The sequence below is a fragment of the Collinsella sp. BIOML-A6 genome (assembly GCF_009875845.1).
Taxonomy (GTDB): Bacteria; Actinomycetota; Coriobacteriia; order Coriobacteriales; family Coriobacteriaceae; genus Collinsella; species Collinsella aerofaciens_H.
The window spans coordinates 19562-39570 of record NZ_WWSL01000016.1 but is presented as its reverse complement, the minus strand read 5'-3'; the positions used below and the strand labels follow the sequence as shown (position 1 = coordinate 39570).

The 20009-nt window shown below is 60.3% G+C and carries 16 protein-coding genes, 1 other RNA gene and 1 pseudogene; 15 read left to right on the top strand and 3 right to left on the bottom strand.

Annotation, left to right across the window (positions count from 1 at the left end):
• Window positions 1–127: 127 nt before the first annotated feature.
• Window positions 128–214, top strand: a pseudogene (locus GT495_RS11115) (CAT RNA binding domain-containing protein); the annotation flags it as partial.
• A gap of 56 nt (window positions 215–270) precedes the next feature.
• Here the strand turns inward: GT495_RS11115 and GT495_RS10875 are convergent.
• Entirely contained in the window at window positions 271–474 is a 204-nt protein-coding gene (locus GT495_RS10875) for a hypothetical protein (protein WP_240128131.1), read from the bottom strand.
• Here GT495_RS10875 and GT495_RS10870 point away from each other — a divergent pair.
• From GT495_RS10870 to gatB, 7 genes are all read left to right on the top strand, one after another.
• Window positions 391–972: a PRD domain-containing protein gene (locus GT495_RS10870; protein WP_370457613.1), complete on the top strand. Its 582-nt coding sequence runs from the start codon at window positions 391–393 to the stop codon at window positions 970–972. The two genes, GT495_RS10875 and GT495_RS10870, sit on opposite strands and share 84 nt — an antisense overlap.
• 118 nt (window positions 973–1090) lie before the next feature.
• Entirely contained in the window at window positions 1091–2530 is a 1440-nt protein-coding gene (locus GT495_RS06670) for a PTS transporter subunit EIIC (protein ID WP_152078418.1), read from the top strand.
• Between the two features lie 561 nt (window positions 2531–3091).
• On the top strand, window positions 3092–4540 hold the full coding sequence (locus GT495_RS06665; RefSeq protein WP_161162073.1) for a glycoside hydrolase family 1 protein: 1449 nt from the start codon (window positions 3092–3094) through the stop codon (window positions 4538–4540).
• Between the two features lie 273 nt (window positions 4541–4813).
• Window positions 4814–6157, top strand: a complete 1344-nt coding sequence (locus tag GT495_RS06660; protein WP_161162072.1) for an MFS transporter — start codon at window positions 4814–4816, stop codon at window positions 6155–6157.
• A gap of 208 nt (window positions 6158–6365) precedes the next feature.
• The gene (gatC, locus tag GT495_RS06655) at window positions 6366–6677 is read left to right on the top strand and encodes an Asp-tRNA(Asn)/Glu-tRNA(Gln) amidotransferase subunit GatC (protein WP_161162071.1); all 312 of its coding nucleotides are present in this window, start codon (window positions 6366–6368) and stop codon (window positions 6675–6677) included.
• Window positions 6677–8191 carry an Asp-tRNA(Asn)/Glu-tRNA(Gln) amidotransferase subunit GatA gene (gene gatA, locus GT495_RS06650; RefSeq protein ID WP_161162070.1) on the top strand — a complete coding sequence of 505 codons (1515 nt, stop codon included), beginning with the start codon at window positions 6677–6679 and terminating at the stop codon, window positions 8189–8191. Before gatC ends, gatA begins: the two co-directional genes overlap by 1 nt.
• Window positions 8191–9867, top strand: coding sequence for an Asp-tRNA(Asn)/Glu-tRNA(Gln) amidotransferase subunit GatB (gene gatB / locus GT495_RS06645; protein ID WP_161162069.1), 1677 nt, complete (start codon window positions 8191–8193; stop codon window positions 9865–9867). The genes gatA and gatB overlap by 1 nt, the downstream gene beginning before the upstream one ends.
• Window positions 9868–10089: 222 nt before the next feature.
• Here the strand turns inward: gatB and GT495_RS06640 are convergent, their stop codons facing one another.
• Window positions 10090–11088, bottom strand: a complete 999-nt coding sequence (locus GT495_RS06640; protein ID WP_161162068.1) for an AraC family transcriptional regulator — start codon at window positions 11086–11088, stop codon at window positions 10090–10092.
• Window positions 11089–11208: 120 nt separating this feature from the next.
• Here GT495_RS06640 and GT495_RS06635 point away from each other — a divergent pair, with 120 nt between their 5' ends.
• From GT495_RS06635 to GT495_RS06610, 6 genes are all read left to right on the top strand, one after another.
• The gene (locus GT495_RS06635) at window positions 11209–13035 is read left to right on the top strand and encodes an ABC transporter ATP-binding protein (RefSeq protein WP_192924164.1); all 1827 of its coding nucleotides are present in this window, start codon (window positions 11209–11211) and stop codon (window positions 13033–13035) included.
• A complete protein-coding gene (locus GT495_RS06630; protein WP_161162067.1) occupies window positions 13036–14793 on the top strand; it encodes an ABC transporter ATP-binding protein in 1758 nt (585 codons plus the stop codon).
• A gap of 454 nt (window positions 14794–15247) precedes the next feature.
• On the top strand, window positions 15248–15493 hold the full coding sequence (locus GT495_RS06625) for a DUF6110 family protein (RefSeq protein ID WP_156598591.1): 246 nt from the start codon (window positions 15248–15250) through the stop codon (window positions 15491–15493).
• A 77-nt stretch (window positions 15494–15570) separates the two neighbouring features.
• The gene (locus GT495_RS06620) at window positions 15571–17586 is read left to right on the top strand and encodes a heavy metal translocating P-type ATPase (protein ID WP_370457610.1); all 2016 of its coding nucleotides are present in this window, start codon (window positions 15571–15573) and stop codon (window positions 17584–17586) included.
• A 137-nt stretch (window positions 17587–17723) separates the two neighbouring features.
• A complete protein-coding gene (locus GT495_RS06615) occupies window positions 17724–18077 on the top strand; it encodes a hypothetical protein (RefSeq protein WP_161162065.1) in 354 nt (117 codons plus the stop codon).
• 20 nt (window positions 18078–18097) lie between these two features.
• Window positions 18098–18589: a PIN domain-containing protein gene (locus GT495_RS06610; RefSeq protein ID WP_161162064.1), complete on the top strand. Its 492-nt coding sequence runs from the start codon at window positions 18098–18100 to the stop codon at window positions 18587–18589.
• A 57-nt stretch (window positions 18590–18646) separates the two neighbouring features.
• Here GT495_RS06610 and GT495_RS06605 read toward each other — a convergent pair whose 3' ends face one another.
• Window positions 18647–19087: a hypothetical protein gene (locus GT495_RS06605; protein WP_161162063.1), complete on the bottom strand. Its 441-nt coding sequence runs from the start codon at window positions 19085–19087 to the stop codon at window positions 18647–18649.
• Between the two features lie 237 nt (window positions 19088–19324).
• Here GT495_RS06605 and ssrA point away from each other — a divergent pair.
• Window positions 19325–19688: a transfer-messenger RNA gene (ssrA, locus tag GT495_RS06600) on the top strand.
• Window positions 19689–20009 lie beyond the last annotated feature (321 nt).

Here is a 20009-nt window from a genome sequence, read left to right as displayed (position 1 = left end):
CAAGTTTCAGCCTACAATCGCCCACATGCTCACAAGTTTGTTACTCCTCGGGAGGCATCACTTGCGCATAATAGAAGACGAGGAATATCGCCCCGTCGTCTAGCGCCGATGTCCGAGGAGTTTTTTCATGCTCATTTTAAAGAAGATCAACAATAACGTTGCTCTTGCCGCCAGCGATGACGGTCGAGAGGTTGTTGTCTTTGGCAAGGGCATCGGTTTTCACGAGATGCCGTACAAACTTGCCGATGAGTCCCTCATCCAGCGCAAATTCTATAACGTTCCCGAAAGCCTGCAGGATATGGTGGGACCCTTCCCGACGACGTCCTGCTCGCCGCGAGCGACATTGCCTGCTTCGCGTCGCAGCAGCTTGGCTGTAAGCTTTCCGGTGGCCTGCCCTTTATTCTGGCGGATCACCTGCAGTTTGTCGTTCAGCGCGACGACGACCAGCTCAGCGCTCCCAACCCGCTCGAGCACGAGGTGGCCTTCATCTACCCGCGCGAACTCGAGATCGGCCAGGCCGCGCTCGCTATCGTGCAAAAGCACACCGGCGTCAAGCTGGGTCAGAACGAGGCCACGAGCGTCGCGCTCCACATCGTTAACGCCGAGGTCGACGGCATGGGCCGCGCCAAGGACATGGACTTCATCATGAAGAGCACCCGCGTGCTCGACGAGGTGACTCATTCCGTGGAAAAGCAGCTTGGCTGCTCGCTCGACACGGCGTCGTATAGCTATATTCGCTTTCTTGCGCACCTGCGTTTTTTGGTTCGTCGCCTCTGCAAGGGCAAGTGCACGCAGACCGAGAACTCCTCGCTGTTTATGCAGGCCGCCCGCGATTTTCCCGAGGCCTACCAGTGCGCATACGCCATCAACCGCGTGTTCGAGAAAGAGTTCAGGCAGAGCTGCTCGGACGAGGAGCTTCTGTATCTGATGATGCATATCAACCGTCTGCGATCGGCTTCGCAGACCGAGTGAGTAAAGCCGCCAGTCTGGCGGCAATCGCAACAATTCTTTTTGGTTTCTAACTGCGGGCAAGGTACCGGCTCGCGGTAGGGGATATTTTTGTCGAAATTTGGAAAAGAGAGGACAGATCATGGCAGGTAAATACGACGATCTTGCTGCCCAGATCGTAGAGCTGGTTGGCGGTAAGTCCAACGTCAAATGCGTCGCACACTGCATTACCCGTGTTCGTTTTAAGCTCAAGGACGAGTCGAAGGCCAATGACGAGGCAATCTCCGAGCTGCCCAACGTCATCAAGGTCATGCACGCCAACGGCCAGTACCAGGTTGTTGTGGGCAACATCGTCGAGGACGTCTACGACGCCGTTCTCAAGGCCGGCGGTTTTAGCGACGGCGGCGCCGTCGACGCCGATGACGACGATGCCGCTCCCAAGGGCGTTACCGATGTGATCATCGACCTCATCTCGGGCATCTTCGCCCCCATGCTCGGCACCTTCGCCGCTGCCGGTATCATGAAGGGCCTGCTGGCGCTCGCTACCTTCCTGGTCCCGAGCTTTGCCAACGACGGCGCCTATACGCTGCTCTACACCGTCGCTGACGGCATGTTCTACTTCCTGCCCGTGGTGCTTGGCTTTACTGCGGCCAAGAAGTTCAAGATGAGCGAGTTCAACGGCATGGCCATCGCCTTTGCCCTGGTCTATCCCACCATGGTTGCCCTGACCTCGGGCGAGGTTGTCGGTTCCGTGCAGCTCGGCTTTGCCGGCACCTTCTCTTGGTACACCACGTTCCTGGGCCTGCCGCTCATCATGCCTGCCTCGGGTTACACCAGCTCCGTTATCCCCATCCTTCTCATGATCTGGTTCGGTTCTACCCTCGAGCACTGGGTTAAGAAGTGGATGCCCGCTTCTATGAAGATGTTCTTCACCCCGCTGATCGTTGTCACCGTCACCGTCACCCTTGGCTACCTGGTCATTGGCCCCATCGCCACGCTCATCACCAACCTGCTCGGTGAGTTCTTCGCACTGCTGTTTGGCCTGCCCATGATCGGCTCCCTCCTGGGCTGCACCCTCGTCGGTGCCTTCTGGATGTGCCTGGTCATCTTTGGCTTCCACTGGTCGCTCGTGCCTATCGCGCTGGTCAACCTGTCCACTCTGGGCCACGACTACATCCTGGGCTCCGTTATCGCCCACTCCTTCTCGCTGGGCGCCGTGCTCTTTGCCATGTATCTCAAGAACAAGGACGAAAAGTTCCGCGGCATCGCGCTGCCGGCCATGATCTCCGCCTTCTTCTTTGGTGTCACTGAGCCCGCTATCTACGGTGTCGCCCTGCCCGATAAGAAGGCCTTCATCAACGCCAGCATCGGTTCTGCCGTGGGCGGCCTCATCATCGGTATCTCCGGCGCCGTGGTGTACATGTCCGGTGGTCTGGGCGTCTTCAACTGGCTGTCCTTCATCGACCCCTCCGGTGTTAACGGCATCAACCACATGATCTGGGCTATCGTTGCTTCGCTCGTGGGTGCCGTCGTGGGCTTCGCAATCGAGTTTGTCACCTACAAGCCCGAGGCTGCCAAGTAGCCCAAACGACAAAGACTCGGTACCAAGCCGGCGGGGGGGAGCGCCCCGCCGGCTTTTTCCAAATGGGCGAGACGGTCTGCGCATGCGCTCGTTTGGGCAACTGCCCAAATCAAGACTATGCCGGTTTACTACGATGAATCTACAGGGGCCGACCGCACTGTGATTTTTCGGAAATGGTCAAGCCTCCTACCTGCGGTTTTAGTTTTGCAATTTCCGGTGTGCTCGAGAGCTATCGATCCATCGTAGTAAACCGACATGGTTTTGATCGAACGGGCCTCGCGCGGGGCATTCAGTACATGCCTCGCCACGAAACCGGCCCATCTACTACGTTTATGTGGCAAGGGCCAACCACACGGTGGTTTTCCGAGAACCGTCAAGCCATCTACCTGCGGTTTTATTTTTGCCAATTGCGGCGTGGTCGGGGGTTCGCGGCAAAACGTAGTAGATGGGCCGGTTTCGTGGCGGCGGTCCTTGTGCGGACCCCGAGCGGGGCGCAAATTACCCCGCGGACGCCGCCCCAGCGTCCGTGGAACCCTCCCAACACGTACGAAAGGAGCCAATATGGCTTTTCCCGATGGATTTTTGTGGGGCGGCGCCACTGCCGCCAATCAGTGCGAAGGCGGATACAACGAGGACGGCAAGGGCCTCAGTGTTCCCGACATCATGACCGGCGGCACGGTCTCCGAGCCGCGCCACATTACCGACGGCATTCTGCCCCAGTACCACTATCCCAGCCACGAGGCCGTGGACATGTACCATCACTACCTCGACGATATCAAGCTTTTTGGCGAGATGGGCTTTAAGTGCTACCGCATGTCCATCAACTGGAGCCGTATCTTCCCCAACGGCGACGAGGCCGAGCCCAACCAGGCCGGCATCGAGTTCTACCACCGCGTGTTCCAGGCCTGTCAGGAGCAGGGCATCGAGCCCATGGTCACCCTCAGCCACTACGAGCTGCCCTATGGCCTGTCCAAAAACTACGGCGGCTGGAAGAACCCCAAGCTCATCGATTTCTATCTCAACTACGCCCGCACCGTCATGACCGAATACAAGGGCCTGGTGCGCTACTGGCTCACCTTCAACGAGATCAATTGCCTGCTCATGGGCGGTTTTGGCGGCGTGATGGGCGGCGGCATGGTGCCCGAGGCAACTGACACGCCCATGACCTTTGGCAACTGCGATTGGGATGATCCGCAGGCACGCTTCGATGCCCTGCACAACCAGTTCCTGGCGAGCGCCAGGTGCGTCACCATGGGCCATCAGATCGACCCCCAAAACAAGATCGGCTGCATGATTGCCGGCAATGCCTGCTATCCGCACACGTGCAACCCGGCCGACGTCCTGGCAGCGCAAAAGCAGCAGCGCGAGATGAACTTCTACTGTGGCGATGTTCAGGTGCGCGGCGCGTATCCCTCGTGGGCGCCCAGCGTGTGGCGCCGCGAGGGCGTGCACGTGGAGGTCTCGCCCGAGGACGCCGCCACGCTGGCCGCCGGCAAGGTTGACTTCTACAGCTTTAGCTACTATATGAGCGCCACGGCCACGGCCGACCCGGTGCTGCTGGAGCAGGGCAACATCTTTGGTGGTGCCGGCAACGAGTATCTCAAGAAGAGCGATTGGGGTTGGGCGATCGACCCCGTGGGCCTGCTCTACTACCTGGAGGAGGTCTACGACCGCTACCAGGTGCCGCTGATGATTGTCGAGAACGGCCTGGGCGCGGTGGACGAGGTCGAGGCGGACGGTTCGATTCACGACGGCTACCGTATCGATTACCTGCGCGAGCATATCAAGCAGATGGAGATTGCCATCGAGGACGGCGTGGACCTGATGGGCTACACCATGTGGGGCTGCATCGATTTGGTGAGCGCCTCGACTGGCGAGATGAAGAAGCGTTACGGCTTTATCTACGTCGACAAGGACAACGACGGCAACGGTACGCTCGCCCGCAGCCGCAAGGACAGCTTCTTCTGGTACAAGAAGGTCATCGAGTCCAACGGCGCCGACCTGGCCTAGCCGGGGCTAACCTGCCAAAAAGGGACAGGTTTATTTTGGCAGGTTTTATCTGGGCAAACGTCAATTCCACCACAGAGGGGCCAGGCGCCTTTGTGGTGGTTTTTGCTTTGGTAGATTCTTGTGACATGCCTTACAATCTACCAAGTAGTTCATACTGAGCGAAAAACGGAGAGAAGGGTCCTGATGCGTCCTTAATGTTTCATGCGGATAGATTGATTTGACAGATGGTGGCGAATGCCCACCGCCCGTATTCGTATGAAACAAGGAATCTCCATGCTCGCATCTCTTTTTTCAAAGCCTCAATCATCGCTGTCCGTGCAGGCCAAGCGCCTGGTGGCGATGCGCTTTCTCATCTACACCGGTTTTCAGACCAGCTACTTTATCGGCGTCATCGGAACGCTCACCTATGCGGACGATGCCTCGGTCGTCGCGACATCGCTGGCCGTCCTGTTTATGAACGTCTTCGTGATCCTGGGGTCCTTTGCGGGCGGCGCGGTGCTCGACGCTTGGGGTCCGTGCCGGCATTTCCGGGCGAGTATCGTCGGCACGTTGGCAACCGGCGCGGCAATCCTCGCCTTTGGAAGCGCGACCGGAACAGTCCTTGCCGGCGCGGTGCTCCTGGGCTTTGTGATGGGGTTTGCCCAGCCCATCGCCACGTCCTATCCGGCGTATCTCACCGACGATCCTGTCGAGCTCAAAGACATCAACTCCGCCATCGCCATGTTCTCAAACGTGAGTATCGTCGTTGGCCCCACGCTGGGCGGCTTTGTCGCGGCGGCTGCGTCGTCGCGCGCGGTATTTTTGCTCATGATGCTCTTTACCGTACTGGCGCTCGCCGCCGGTTGGGACTTTAGGCCGCAAGCAGGTCGCGCCGTCGCGCGCGAAAGTGCTCCCGCGGATAGCAGCACAACGGCAAGTACTGCCAGTCAAAGCTCCGATTCCAGTAAATCCACCCGCGCAACCTTCGCGACCAGCATCAAGACGGTCTTTACCAACAGCGTCCTCGCCCTGCTGTTCTGCATTATTTTCCTTTCGAACTTTGGCTATGGCGCCTTCGATCCACTGGAGTCATTCTTCTACCGTGATGTTCTGCATGTCGGTGTCGAGTGGATGGGCTGGCTCTCGTCTGCCTGCGGCGTGGGCGCGGTGCTGGGCGCCGTGGTCGCGCTCCGTTTGCCGCCGCACCTGGTCAACCTTAAGACGCTGCTCGTGGCGCTTCTGTCCGTGGGCCTGGGAAGCCTGATTTACGTGGGGACTCCGTACGTGGGCGTGGCCCTTGTCGGCCAGATTGTACTGGGCGTGGCCTGGGGCGTCGTCAACCCGCTTCATAACACCATCGTGCAAACGACGGCTCCGCTCGAGCAGCTCGGTCGCGTGAACTCGGTCATGGGCTTTGGCAACATGTTCGCCGGCGTGGCCCCGCTGGCGATTGCCCCGTGGCTGGCGGCGACGTTTGGCGTGCAGCAGACGCTCGTAGGGGCGGGCGTGGTTGTGACGGCGGTTCCCGCGGCGTTGCTGTTGTTTGGGCACCGGCATTTGATTGTTCCGCACGGCAGTAAAACCGTCACAACGTTCGATGAAAATCTCGATTTTGGCGAAAAACATCGAATGTTGTGATGGTCTTCGTTGTGGACGGCGCGGTTTGCGTTGTGGACGGGACGGTTTTCGCTATGGACGGTGCGGTTTCGCTGTATAACCGCCGGACCACGCCCTGCCAGTTGCCACCCTCGTTACGTTTTCGCTGCATTTGGGTAAAGTGCCTGCTCCAAGCCGGCGTTGCCCTGTATACTAGAGCGGTTTAACTGTTATGCGGAAGGGAGCGCCTATGGCACTCAGCGAGAAAGACGTGCGCGGCATCGCCGAGTACGCAAAGATCGCACTGACCGATGACGAGCTCACCCAGATGACGTCCTACCTGAACGACGCCGTCCAGATGCTCGAGCCCGTCCTGCAATATGACTTACCCGACGTGGAGCCCACGTTCCATCCCATCGGAAGCCTGTCCAACGTGATGGGCGATGACCTGCGCGAGCCCGAGCGCGATCTGCCGCTCGACGTCGCGCTTAAAAACGCCGGCAGCGTGCGCGACCGCTACTTCCGCGTGCCGTCCATTTTGGGAGAGGGGGAGAGCGAGTAATGGCGCAGAGCTTCGATTCCCTTACCGCCACTCAGATCGCCGCGGGCGTTGCCGCCGGCGACTTTACCGCTACCGAGGTGGCCCAGGCCTCCCTTGCTGCCATCGAGGCGCGCGAGGGCGGGGTCCAGGCATTCCTGCAGGTGGCGCCCGAGCTTGCGCTCGAGGCTGCCGCGCGCGTGGATGCCGACCGTGCCGCAGGCAAGCCGCTGCCCCCGCTTGCGGGCGTGCCGCTGGCCATCAAGGACAACATGAACCTTGTGGGCACGCGCACCACCTGTGCTTCCCGCATGCTCGAGGGCTACCAGAGCGTCTACACCGCCACCTGCGTCCAACGCATGCTCGATGCCGGCTGCCTGCCCATGGGCAAGGCAAATATGGACGAGTTTGCCTTTGGCAGCTCCACCGAGAGCTCGGCGTTCCACCGCACCAACAACCCCTGGGATACCGAGCGCGTGCCCGGCGGCTCCTCGGGCGGCTCCGCTGCCGCCGTCGCCGCGGGCGAGGTCGCGCTCTCGCTGGGCTCGGACACTGGCGGCTCCATTCGCCAGCCGGCGTCGCTGTGCGGTGTGGTGGGCTTTAAGCCCACGTATGGCGCCGTGAGCCGTTACGGCGTGGTTGCCTTTGGCTCGTCGCTCGACCAGGTGGGTCCCTTTGGCCGCACGGTCGAGGACGTCGCGCTGGCCATGAACGCGCTTACCGGCGCGGGCCACGATCCGTACGACTGCACCAGCCAGGATTGCGCCGTCGACTTTACCGAGCACCTCAACGACAGCATCGAGGGCAAGCGCGTGGGCATCATCCCCGCGTTTATGGAGGCCGAGGGCCTGACGCCCGAGGTCAAGGCCGCTGTTCAGCGCGCCGCCCAGGCGCTGCAGAACCAGGGTGCCGAGCTGGTCGAGGTGGACCTGCCGCACCTGGATGCCGCCATCGCCGCCTACTACGTCATCGGCCCGGCCGAGGCGTTCTCCAACCTGGCTCGCTTCGACGGCATCCGTTACGGCTACCAGGAGGAGGGCTGCGCCAACCTGTCCGACCAGAGCTCGCTGTCGCGCGCCCACGGCTTTGGCGCCGAGGCCAAGCGCCGTCAGATGCTCGGCGCTTACCTGCTGAGCTCGGGCGTGTACGACAGGTACTACTACGCCGCGCAAAAGGCCCGCACGCTCATCACGCAGGACTACGACGCCGCGTATGCCAAGGTGGACACTATCCTTTTGCCCACCTCGCCGCGCACGGCCTTTACGTTTGGCGAGATCAGCGACCCCACGCAGATGTACCTCTCCGACCTGTACACCATCTCGCTCAACATTTGCGGCAACGGTGGTATCTCGGTGCCGCTGGGCCTGGGCGAGGATACTCAGTTGCCCGTTTCTGCCCAGCTGGTGGGTCCGGCCTTTAAGGACCGTCAGCTGCTCACGTTTGCCCGCGCCCTGGAGCGCGGCTTTGCCGATGCCGCCACGGGTGCGCCCGCGCTTTCCGTCGCGCCCGATTTTGCCGGGAAGGGAGGCGAGCTGTAATGAAGGAGCTTTCCGAGGTCCTGCAGGATTGGGAGGCCGTGATCGGCCTGGAGATCCATACCGAGCTCACCGCACTCGATACCAAGATGTTCTGCAACTGCAGGCTCAGCCACGATGACGAGCCCAACGCCAACGTGTGCCCGGTGTGCCTGGGCCTGCCCGGCGCCCTGCCGGTGCCCAACAAGCGCGCCATCGAGAGCATCGTCAAGGCCGGCCTCGCCACCAACTGCGAGATCCAGCGCCACTCGATGTTCTACCGCAAGCACTACTTCTACCCCGACATGGCCAAGAACTTCCAAACCACGCAGGGTCCGGTCGCCTTTGCCATGTACGGTCACCTGGACCTGGACGTGACCGGTCGCGGTGCCGCCGAGCGCCCCGACTGCGCGTTTGGCGAGACCGAGGCCCAGAGCCTGGCGAGCGCCTCGGCCAACGCCGAGGGCCTGTCCACGTCCATGACGTCGACCATGCGCGAGGGCAATCAGCGTGCCGGCCATCTGGCCAGCTATGACGCGTCCAACCTGCAGATGCCCGAGCGTCGCGAGGACGGTTCCTACACGGTGCCCATCCGCATCCTGCGTATCCACATGGAGGAGGACGCCGCCAAGATGGTGCACGTGGGCGGCGCCGAGGGCCGCATTACCGCCGCGGCCGAGTCGCTCGTCGACTACAACCGCTGCGGCACGCCGCTCATTGAGCTCGTCACCGAGCCCGACTTGCGTACGCCCGAGGAGGCTCGCCTGTTTATGGAGAAGCTCCGTCGCATCTTTGTGACGCTGGGCATTTCGGACTGCTCCATGGAGAAGGGCTCCATGCGCTGCGACGGCAATGTGTCGCTGCGCCGCCGCGGCGAGACCAAGTTGGGCACCAAGACCGAGCTCAAGAACCTCAACTCGTTTAAGAGCCTGCATGACGGCCTTGCCTACGAGATTTGCCGCCAGGCCGAGGTGCTCGAGGAGGGCGGAATCATCTACCAGGAGACCCGCCACTGGGAGCCCAGCCGCAAGCGCACCGTGGTCATGCGCGTCAAGGAGACGGCCGACGACTATCGCCTGTTCCCCGATCCCGATCTGGCGCCGTTCGATCTGGACGATGAGTTCATCGACCGCTGCCGTGGCGAGATTCCCGAGCTGCCCGATGCCAAGCGCGTCCGTTTTGAGGCTGACTTCGGTATCAAGACGGCCGACGCCGAGCAGATTGCCGGCGACCCCGAGTTTGCCGACTTCTTTGAGGCCGCCGCTGCCGGTATGGCCGGCAAGGAGGCCCAGACGGTCGCAAACCTGCTGGTCAACGAGATGATCGCCTATCTTAAAAGCGCAGGCGCGTCGCTCGCCGAGTCCGGTATCGCGCCGGCTCAGGTGGCGGCACTCGCCAAGCTGCTGGCGACCGATGCCATCAGCTCCAACCAGGCGCACGAGGTCTTTGAGGCCATGGCCCAGACCGGTGACGATCCCAATAAGATCGTCGACGAGCGTGGTATGCGTCAGGTGAGTGATGCCGGCGCGCTGCAGCCGATCGTGGACGAGGTGCTGGCAAACTGTGCCGAGCAGGCGCAGCAGTACCGCGATGGAAACCAGAAGGTCATCGGCTTTTTGGTGGGCCAGTGCATGAAGGCGAGCCGCGGCAAGGGCAACCCGAAGCTCTTCAACGAGTTGCTGAGAACGTCGCTCTCGTAAGCGGGAACCCGGGAGCCCCGGCAGGGCGGGTGCTTCCTCAAAATTTCAAACAGTCCTGCGCAAGACGAAGGCCACATTAAGTGGCCTTCTTTGCGTGCGGAACTCATTTTGAGCAAGCACCCGCCCTGCCGGGGCTCCCGGGTTCTGCAACGACTCGGCCGTTCGGGTCAGGCGAGCTGAATTAAATTTGGTGAATGAGGGCGCCGTTGGCGCCCTCATTCTTTATATATGTTGGGAACGCCAAGCGGTGGGGGTGGTGCCGGTGTATTGTTTGAAGGCTTGGGCGAAGGCGGCCTGCTGAGGGTAGTCGAGCCGCTCTGCCACTTGCGCTATCGTAAGCGAACTATCTGCCAAAAGCTCCTGCGCCCGCTCCATGCGGCGCCTTCGTATGTAGGCACCCAGGGACTCGCCGGTTTGGGCCTTAAAGGTGGCGCACAGTTTGGATCGGCACGTGAAGAGTCTCTCGGCCACCTCCTGGATGCTCACATGTCTGCCCTTGTCGAGCGAGCGCTCTACAAGGGCAGACGCTTCCTTGGCTATAGTTACGCTGGCGTGCGTGCCTGTCGCCCGTTGCGCCTGTCTATGGGCCGCATGCGAACAGGCGAGCTCGGCGACCATGGTCTCCACGATACCTTGCATATAGACGTGTCCGCCTACGGTGCGGGCGCGTTCCTCGTTAATCCGGCGCAGCGTGTGGCAGATGGCAGACGCCGCTTCCTCGTGCCACGGCTCGGCAAACGCCTCAAAGATTCCCGCGAACTCGGTGGGATAGCGGTGCTCCAGTTCGTCAAAATATCCAGGCAAAAAGAGCATCGAGCGCGAGTGGTAGAGTTGCCCTGCAAACAGTGGGCTTAATTCCTCGCCACAGTTATCTTGGATAAAGCTGCAAACGGCATTGTTTGGCCAAGGTCCATGCAAGAGTGTAAGGTTCGCAGGCGTTATGCCAGCCTCGGGCATGCATGTAAGTGTGGGCGCGCTGACCTCGCTCACGCAGGCGTACGGCTCAGGTGTGTATTCGGTCAGGTACATATCGTGCGTCGGGGTAATGAAATGCTCTATGACGATGCAGGTGGGGGAGAGGGGCATGATCCATGCGCGTCCGTGCGCCCGATCATTTGCCACCTCGCCGGTAAAGACGGCGCCCTTGCCAGAAAGCTCCAGGCCAAACTGCTCAAACTGTGGTGCGTATAGCTCGGTTATGTTGGTCGCGGCCCGATGCATTTTCGAAAGCGTCCCCTTCCTTTGCAGAAACATCCACGCCTGGCTCGATTGTGTGCCTTGGCTAACATATCAATGATAAGTTGATTACGGTTAACTCTCAAGCCGTTAGAAAGGAATCTCATGGCAAAGGGATCAAAAAGGGAAGGCGGCGGTATCGGCGAGCTACTTGCATATGCCGGCGACCGTAAATTCCTAACGTATTTGGGCATGGCGCTCTCGGCGCTCTCGCAGCTGCTGGGCTTTGGCCCGTACGTGTGCATCTGGTTTGTCGCGCGAGACCTGATCGCTGTGGCACCTAACTGGAGCGAAGCCACCGATATCGCGATGTATGGCTGGTGGGCCGTGGGTTTTGCCCTGGCAAGCATCGTAGTGTATTTCGCAGGCCTCATGTGCACGCACCTGTCTGCGTTTCGCTGCGCGTCCAATATCCGCAAGACTGCGAGCGAACACCTGCTTAAGCTGCCGCTTGGCTACTTTGACACGCACGCCACCGGTGAGCTGCGCCGTATTGTAGACGGATGTGCCGCCTCCACCGAAACCCTGCTCGCGCACATCTTGCCCGATATCGCCGGCGCCACCGCCATGGTCGCAGGTCTGCTCGTGCTGCTTTTCGCACTCGATTGGCGTCTGGGGGCTGCATGCCTTATCTCGGTCGTCGTTTCGTTTGGCGCCATGGCCACCATGATGGGCGGCAAGGGCGCCGAGTTTATGAAGGCCTACATGGGAGCGCTGGTCAAGATGAACAAGACCGGCACCGAATACGTACGCGGTATTCCCGTGGTCAAGGTGTTTCAGCAGACGGTCTACTCCTTTAAGGCCTTCCACGATGCGATTGCCGAATACGCCGATATGGCACAAAACTATTCGGGCACGTTCTGCCGAGGCCCGCAGGTACTCAACCTTACGGCGCTCAATGGTCTTGTGGCATTCCTGCTGCCCGTGGCGTTGCTGTTGGCACCGGGCGAGACGGACTTCGCGCATTTTATGGCAAACTTCACGTTTTACGCGATATTTTCGGCCGTGGTACCGACGGCCATGACCAAGCTCATGTTTGCGGGCGAGGCCTCTCAGATGAGTGCCGATTCGCTGGCTCGCATCCGAAGCGTCATGGATTCCCAGCAGCTCTCCGTGCCCGCCCAACCCAAGCACCCTGTCGGCAACGACGTGCGATTTGAGGATGTGAGCTTTACCTATGAGGGCGCCGAAGCGCCTGCCGTCAACCATGTGAGTTTTAGCGTTTCCGCGGGGAGCACCCTCGCCCTGGTGGGTCCTTCGGGCGGCGGTAAGTCAACCTGCGCAAGCCTGATCCCGCGTTTTTGGGATGTTTCCTCGGGTCGAGTGCTCGTGGGCGGTGTGGACGTTCGCGATATGGATCCACACGAGCTTATGGACCAGGTCGCCTTCGTGTTCCAGACCAACCAGCTGTTCCGGCAAACACTTGCCGATAACGTGCGCGCCTCCAAGCCCACGGCCACTGATGACGAAGTACGTGCGGCCCTCTCCGCAGCTCAGTGCGACGACATTGTGGCCAAGCTCCCACAGGGCATCAACACCATGCTCGGCGCCGGCGGAGCATATCTTTCGGGCGGCGAGGTCCAGCGCGTGGCACTCGCCCGCGCGATCCTTAAAGACGCGCCTATCGTGGTGCTCGATGAGGCCACGGCGTTTGCCGACCCCGAGAACGAGGCGCTCATCCAGCGCGCCTTTAGCAAGCTGGCGGCGGGTCGCACGGTCATTATGATTGCACATCGGCTTTCGACCGTGGTGGGCGCAGACCAAATCGTGGTGCTCAACCAGGGCAGCGTGCAGGAGTCGGGTACTCATGCCGAGCTGCTGTCCCAAAATGGCCTGTATGCCAAGATGTGGGCCGAGTACGAGCAGGCCGCGAGTTGGAAGATTACTGCTACGACCGCGGATGCCGCCGTCGCGAAGGGAGGCGAGGCCTAAATGTTCGCCTCATTCCAAAAGAAGTATTTCCTATCCGATAAAGGCATCGCCGGCGTAAAACGCGGTATCTTCTGGACCGCGCTCACCAATCTTATTACCATGGCCGGCATGGGCTTTTTATTCCTGGTTATGGCCGGCTTTGTCGAGCATCTCGCCAGCGGGGCTGACCTGCCGGATGCCTTGCCGATCGTGGGCGGCCTCCTGGTCTTTTTCGTGTTGCTCTTTGCCTCTAACTGGCAACAGTATTACTACACCTACTGCATCTTTTACGAGGAGTGCGGCAAGCAGCGTATGGAGATCGCCGAGCGCTTGCGCAAACTGCCGCTGTCGTTTTTTGGTCGTCGTGACCTGGCCGATTTAACCGAGACCATCATGGGTGACGTTCAGACTATGGAGCACGCCTACAGCCATGTGCTGGGAGAACTCTGGGGCGCCATCATCGCAAGTGCCATCGTGTTCGTGTCGTCGCTGTTCTTTTGCTGGCAGCTGGCGGTCGCGGCGTTTTGGAGCATTCCCGTGGCCTTTGCCGTGCTGTATCTGACGCGCGGCCCCATGACCCCGGTGTTCGACCGCGTGCGCGCCGAGAAGGTCAAGGTCACCGAGGCGATCCAGGAGACGCTCGACTGCGTGCGCGAAATCCGCGCCACCAACCAGGAGGCCCATTATCTTGAGGGGCTCAACGCCGTGATCGATGCCGAGGAGCGCGAGACCACCAAGGGCGAGCTCGTCAACGGGCTTCTGGTCAACTCCGCCTTCTCCATTCTGCGTCTGGGCATTGCCACCACGCTGGTCACGGGCGCCACGATGGTCGCCTCCGGGCAGGTCGACTTTTTGGTGATGTTTGCCTTCCTGCTTACGGTGAGCCGTATCTATGCGCCCTTTGACCAGGCCCTTATGCTCGTGTCGGAGCTGTTTGTCGCCGAGTCGTCTGCCAAGCGCATGCGTTCCATCATGGAAGAGCCTGTGGCGCGGGGCAGCGAGAAATTTGAGCCCGTGGGCCACGATGTGGTGTTCGATCATGTGGCATTTGGCTATGGTGCGGGCGAGGACGGCCGCGCCGGCGAGAAAGTTCTTACCGATGTGAGCTTTACCGCCAAGGAAGGCGAAGTTACGGCGCTGGTCGGTCCTTCGGGTTCCGGAAAGTCTACGGTGAGCCGCCTGGCCGCACGCTTTTGGGATGCCACCGAAGGCACAGTCACCGTGGGTGGCGTGGATGTTGCGAGCGTGGATCCCGAGGTGCTGCTGCGCGACTACGCCATTGTGTTCCAAGACGTGCTGCTCTTTGACGACACGGTGATGGGAAACATCCGTCTTGGTCGTCGCGATGCCACCGATGAGGAAGTGCTTGCTGCCGCGCGTGCCGCCAACTGCGACGAGTTTGTGAGCCGTATGCCGCAGGGCTATGACACCATGATCGGCGAGAACGGCTCCAAGCTGTCCGGCGGAGAGCGCCAGCGCATTTCCATCGCCCGTGCGCTGCTCAAAGACGCGCCTATCGTGCTGTTGGACGAGGCGACGGCGAGCTTGGATGTGGAGAACGAGACCGTGGTTCAGCAGGCGCTCTCCCGTCTGCTTGCAGGTAAGACGGTTATCGTTATTGCCCACCGTATGCGTACGGTGGAAAATGCCGACAAAATCGTTGTGCTCAAGGATGGTGTGGTTGCCGAGCAGGGCACTCCGGCGAAGCTCAAGGCGGCAGGTGGAGAATTCGCCCGCATGGTTGCGCTGCAAAAGGAAGCGGCTGCCTGGCAGCTGTAGGAAAGAGGTAAAGAGGTCGTCCCCTTGTCATGTATTCGAGGCTGTGGAAATCGAAGGTGAATGGTTTCCCCAGAAGTGGACGACCTTATTTGGACCCCTAAAGCATCGACACTTTTGGGACTTTGTTTCCTGCGATTTTGTCGAGTTTTTCCTGCGGTTTTGCTGGCGAAAAATGCGGATGCTTCGGGGGTCCGATTTTGCTCGTTCACTTCGCGGAAAACCATTCATCTTAGATTTGCAAGGACGAGGGCGGATTCCCCTTGGGGTGCGGATTTGCGTCGTGGTGGGTGAACCGCCGAGTACCGGGCGGTCTAGATCGTATATTTTCCAAAAGTTAGCCGTTGTTGACCCCAATAGTTATACTAAACTAGTCTCAAAAGCGTGCTCGAGCAAACTAATGAACTCGGGTGCTAAGGCACCATGCCGCGCTTGTGCGGCAAAAGGGAGAAGCAACATGAAGAAGTCGACGTTTAACACCCTGCTTGTCGGTGGCGGTTTTCTGCTTGGTACGGCCGGCATCAAGCTGCTCACCAGCGCTCCGGTAAAGAACGCCTGCGTGCAGGGCATTGCGTGCGGCATGCGCGTCAAGAACGGCTACCAGGACATGGTCGAGCAGGCCAAGGCCGAGGTCGATGATATGGTTGCCGAGGCTGCCTACATCACCCAGAGCGAGGCCGCTGCGGACAAGGCAGCCGAGTAGCACTCCAGGCACAAACTATGAGATTCTCGATTATTAGCGAGATCCCCGGCAGGACCCGTCTTCAATTGGCGGGTCCTGTGCCAGAGAGCGATCTCGATGCACTTCTTAAGCTCAGCGGCGACATCGACGGCGTGCACAAGGTGTGTGTCTACGGCCGTATTGGCCAGATGGCGCTCGAATATGACGAGCAGCGTCGCACGGCCGTGCTCGATGCCCTGGGTGCACTCGATGCTCAAGCTATCGCCGATGCCAAGTCGGGTTACGTGATGCAACTCGAGCCGCGCAGGCACAAGCTCGTCGTGGATCTTGCCACACTTATCGGCGCCCACTACGCGCGCCGCTGGTTTTTGCCCACGCCCCTACGTGCGGTGTTTATCGTGGCCGGTTACATGACCTTTTTGCGCGCCGCCCTCCGTGAGCTCGCGCAGCCGCGCCTGACCGTTCCCGTGCTCGACGCTTCGGCTATCGGCATTTCGTTCGTCAAACGCGATTTCGACACCGCGGGCCAGACGATGTTCCTGCTCAACGTGGGCGAGCTGCTCGAGGACTACACCCGCGCCATGAGCGAAAACGAGCTCATAAACTCGCTGCTCGACGTGCCCGATAAGGCGCAAAAAGTGGTCGGTGACACCGAGATAAGCGTTGCCGCGACCGAGCTTGAGCCCGGCGATCTGGTCGCCGTGCGCACTGGCATGTCCATTTGCATCGACGGTGTTGTCGAGCAGGGGAGCGCTATGGTCAACCAGGCGACCCTGACCGGCGAGCCGCTGGCCGTCGAGCGCAGCGTGGGCGATGACGTGTTCGCCGGTACCGTCGTGGAAGACGGCGGCATCTTGGTGCGCGTGCGCGCCAATACGGCGCAAACCAAACTGCGCTCAATCGTCTCGCTCGTGCAGACGGCCGACTCGCTCAAGTCCGAGGGCCAGTCGCACATGGAGGACCTCGCCAACAAGATCGTCCCGTGGAATTTCTTGCTTGCAGGTCTTGTCGCTCTTACCACCCGCAGCCTCATCAAGACCTCAGCGGCGCTGATGGTCGACTACTCGTGCGCACTCAAGCTCACGGGTTCCGTCGCCGTCATGACTGCCATGAGCGATGCTGCCAAGATGGGCGTCATGGTCAAGGGCGCGAAGTACTTTGAGTCGTTTGCCAAGGCCGACACCATTGTGTTTGATAAGACCGGCACGCTTACCGAGGCGCAGCCGCGTCTTGCCTGCGTGCTCACCACCGATGGCTGGAGCGAGGACGAGGTTCTGCGCCTTTCTGCCTGTCTGGAGGAGCATTTCCCGCATCCGGTGGCGCGCGCTGTGGTCAACGCCGCCCGCGAGCGCGGGCTCGAGCACCGCGAGCGTCACGCTGCGGTCGAGTATATTGTGGCGCACGGCATCGCTTCGTCCATTGAAGGGCGTCGCGCCATCATCGGTTCCGCGCACTTTGTATTTGAGGACGAGGGCGCGCAGCTCGAGTCCGACATCAAGGAGCAAATCGAGTCCCAGATTCAGGGCCTGTCGCCGCTGTATCTGGCGGTCGACGGCATCGTTGTGGGCGTGCTCGGCATCGAGGATCCGCTTAAGCCCGGGGTCCGTGAGGCCATCGCCGACCTGCATGCGTTGGGCGTTAAGCACGTGGTCATGCTCACGGGCGATTCGGAGCGCACGGCCGAGCGCATTGCTCGCGAGGCGGGCGTCGATGAGTTTAAGGCCGAGCTCCTGCCCGAGGACAAGTACGCGTATGTAGAGCGCATTAAGAGCGAGGGGCGCCACGTTGCCATGGTGGGCGACGGCGTCAACGATTCGCCGGCGCTCGGTTTGGCCGATGTGGGGCTGGCCATGGGTGGCGGAAGCGACATCGCAAAGGAGGTCGCCGATATCATCCTGACCGATACGGACCTTGCCGCGATCGTGCGCCTGCGCCGCATGAGCCAGGGCCTCATTGATCGTCTGACGAGTTCGTATGCCAAGGTCATGCTCACCAACTCGGTGCTGCTGGCATTGGGTATTACCGGCAAGATCGCCCCGCAGACGTCGTCGCTGCTGCACAACGGCTCGACGATTGCGTATAGCTTGGGCAACGCGAAGGCATATCTGCGTTAGCGCTTTTACTTAAGCTTTGGCCTGCATTTGGGCGGTGTTGCAGCCGCCAGAATGCAGGCTTTTTGCGTTTGACCGTGTGCTAGCAGCAATATACAGTTGTGCTAGCCTGGTTAGCAGAAGTCGAAGGTGGGGTTGAGATGAGTGCTGTTAGCAGTATGGCGCAGGTGAATGTTCGTGTTGATCGCCAGGTCAAGGACCGTGCGGAGGAAGCGTTGCGGCTTTCGGGTACCTCGCTTCCCGAGCTTATCAAAAAGGTCGTGGCAAAGGTTGCGCAGGGCGGTGGTTCGTGCGAAGAGGTGCTGTTGGCCGTTGACGACCAACAGCCCAGCGCTGGTGCCATCTCGCCGTTTGTCGCATCGTGGGCGGCGGCGGATCAGCTTTGCGCGGACCTGGGCATCGCTACGTCGCCCGTATCCGACGATCGCGATTGGGACACAATCTATTCCGAAGCCATGGATGAGCACTATCGCCAAAAGGGGATGATCCTGTGAGCGGGGCTTTCCTCAAAATAATGGTGGATGCCAACGTATGGGTTGATTCGTTTTGCGTCGACCATGCCGAGTCGCTTGCCGCGCGTGCTTTTATCGGACGGGCTGCGGAATCTGGTGCAATGTTGCTCTTTCCGGTGCATATCGCCAAGGATGTACTGTATGTTGTCCAGCACGAGCTCAAGCGCAGGGTTATTGCTAAAAAAGGCTCGGTCGACGAAGCATCGGCACGAGCGATAGGCGAGGCCGCGCTGGCGTTTGTTCGAAATATGACCGAAAACGCCACGGCCGTGGGTGCAGATGCGTCGGACCTTTGGCTGGCCGACAAATACTTAGCGCTCCATCGCGATTACGAGGACAACTTGGTGTTGGCGGCATGCAGACGCGCTGGGGCAGATTACTTGGTGACAAACGATCGAAAGCTGCTCGAACATGCTGATCTTGCAGCAAAGACCCCGCGCCAAATGATGCCGATTCTGGCTTTGGCCGAACGTGGTGGCGCGGCTATCGGTTGACGCGAACTATTTGCGGGTCCCTTGGACACGATGCGCCAAGGGACCCGCGTCTGCTATTTACAACAGCTCGGCCTTGATGGCGGGACTTTCTGCGAGCTGCTCGGCTGCCTTTTCGTCGGAGCTGTCGAGTGCTGCCAGGCTGCGGTAGAGCCATTCGTTGACCTGGGTGTTCTTGACGCCAGCGGTTTTGGTGAGGTTGGCTATAGCGCTGATTTCGGCAAAGAGTTCGACCTTTGCACCCGTGAGCTCGCCAAGCTCGATGTCGTGATGCGCGGTGACGCCGCGGTTTTCGCTTACGTGGTCGATGAAGCCGCGGACGGTTTCAACGTGCTCGGCGAGTGTGGCCTCATCGGCGCCGTCGGTGAGCGCGTTGAGGGCGCCCGTGACCACGAGGGCAGGATGTCCGCAGGGGACAAAGCCCTCGATGACATCCATAGCTTCGGTAATGGTTGAGCCTAGGCCCACGAGGGCATTGACGAGTTGCTGCTTGGTATCCATAACGGTCCTTTCGACGGGTCAATTGTGCTTGGCGAAAATATACGTGACGCGATCGGTAGCAAAAGTGCGAAGTACAGCGCACATTGGGGTCTTCACAGCTCGTGCATAGAACAGCTGTCTTACTTGAGAACGTGGTAACATAGCACTTCACAAGCGGGGCTCGCCCCGTATGTTCCTTGAAAAGTCGACGGCTGTTGGGTACTCGCGCCCAATACCATCCAGACTTTCCCGACATTCGGGGGCGACTGGTTTCGACACGATAGCTCTGAGAGAGGAAGCAAGCCGAGGTCTCCTCGCCTCGTTAAACAGGGGTGCCGTCAAATTGAATTGACAACAACTCTTCTTTTGAGCCTATGGCTCTCGCTGCTTAGTTTATAGCGGCGCGTCAACCCGGTGATTTCCCCGACACCGGCGCGACGTCATGTTAGGGGAATGCTCCTGCGCACGTAATCGGTATGGCGCAGGCTAAGACCGAACCGGTTAGGACGCCGCGAGCGTGTCGCTGCGCGCAAAGTGTCCGAGACTAAACCAGCGACTGAGCTTGGAGATGCCAATCAGGGGGCTTTCGTGGACCGGAGTTCGATTCTCCGCGCCTCCACCATAAGTAACAGGCAGGTAGATATTCGTATCTACCTGCCTTTTTATTTCTAGTCCGTACCGCGGAGAATCGAACTCTATGCAGGGCGCGGGCGTAAAGAAAACGCGCAAGCGTTTTTAGCCCGCGGGCGAGGACGCCGGAAGGCGGCCGAAGCCGGTGCGGATTTGCGAAGCAAATACGCGGATTCTCCGCGCAATGCCCCAACCCAAAAGAGATGTGCTGCCGATGGCATTTCTGCCAACTATGCCCCCGCACCAACGGATCCCCTCCACCCGCGGAGAATCGAACTCTGTGCAGGGCGCGAGCGTTAGGAAAACGTCGCGG

Bases quoted from the DNA above. Each gene is read 5' to 3' on its own strand.
- GT495_RS06665 (WP_161162073.1), top strand. From the start codon at position 3,092: ATGGCTTTTCCCGATGGATTTTTGTGGGGCGGCGCCACTGCCGCCAAT.
- GT495_RS06605 (WP_161162063.1), bottom strand. From the start codon at position 19,087: ATGGATACCAAGCAGCAACTCGTCAATGCCCTCGTGGGCCTAGGCTCA.
- GT495_RS06660 (WP_161162072.1), top strand. From the start codon at position 4,814: ATGCTCGCATCTCTTTTTTCAAAGCCTCAATCATCGCTGTCCGTGCAG.
- gatC (WP_161162071.1), top strand. From the start codon at position 6,366: ATGGCACTCAGCGAGAAAGACGTGCGCGGCATCGCCGAGTACGCAAAG.
- gatA (WP_161162070.1), top strand. From the start codon at position 6,677: ATGGCGCAGAGCTTCGATTCCCTTACCGCCACTCAGATCGCCGCGGGC.
- gatB (WP_161162069.1), top strand. From the start codon at position 8,191: ATGAAGGAGCTTTCCGAGGTCCTGCAGGATTGGGAGGCCGTGATCGGC.
- GT495_RS06610 (WP_161162064.1), top strand. From the start codon at position 18,098: ATGGTGGATGCCAACGTATGGGTTGATTCGTTTTGCGTCGACCATGCC.
- GT495_RS06670 (WP_152078418.1), top strand. From the start codon at position 1,091: ATGGCAGGTAAATACGACGATCTTGCTGCCCAGATCGTAGAGCTGGTT.
- GT495_RS06615 (WP_161162065.1), top strand. From the start codon at position 17,724: ATGAGTGCTGTTAGCAGTATGGCGCAGGTGAATGTTCGTGTTGATCGC.
- GT495_RS06630 (WP_161162067.1), top strand. From the start codon at position 13,036: ATGTTCGCCTCATTCCAAAAGAAGTATTTCCTATCCGATAAAGGCATC.
- GT495_RS06635 (WP_192924164.1), top strand. From the start codon at position 11,209: ATGGCAAAGGGATCAAAAAGGGAAGGCGGCGGTATCGGCGAGCTACTT.
- GT495_RS06640 (WP_161162068.1), bottom strand. From the start codon at position 11,088: ATGCATCGGGCCGCGACCAACATAACCGAGCTATACGCACCACAGTTT.
- GT495_RS06625 (WP_156598591.1), top strand. From the start codon at position 15,248: ATGAAGAAGTCGACGTTTAACACCCTGCTTGTCGGTGGCGGTTTTCTG.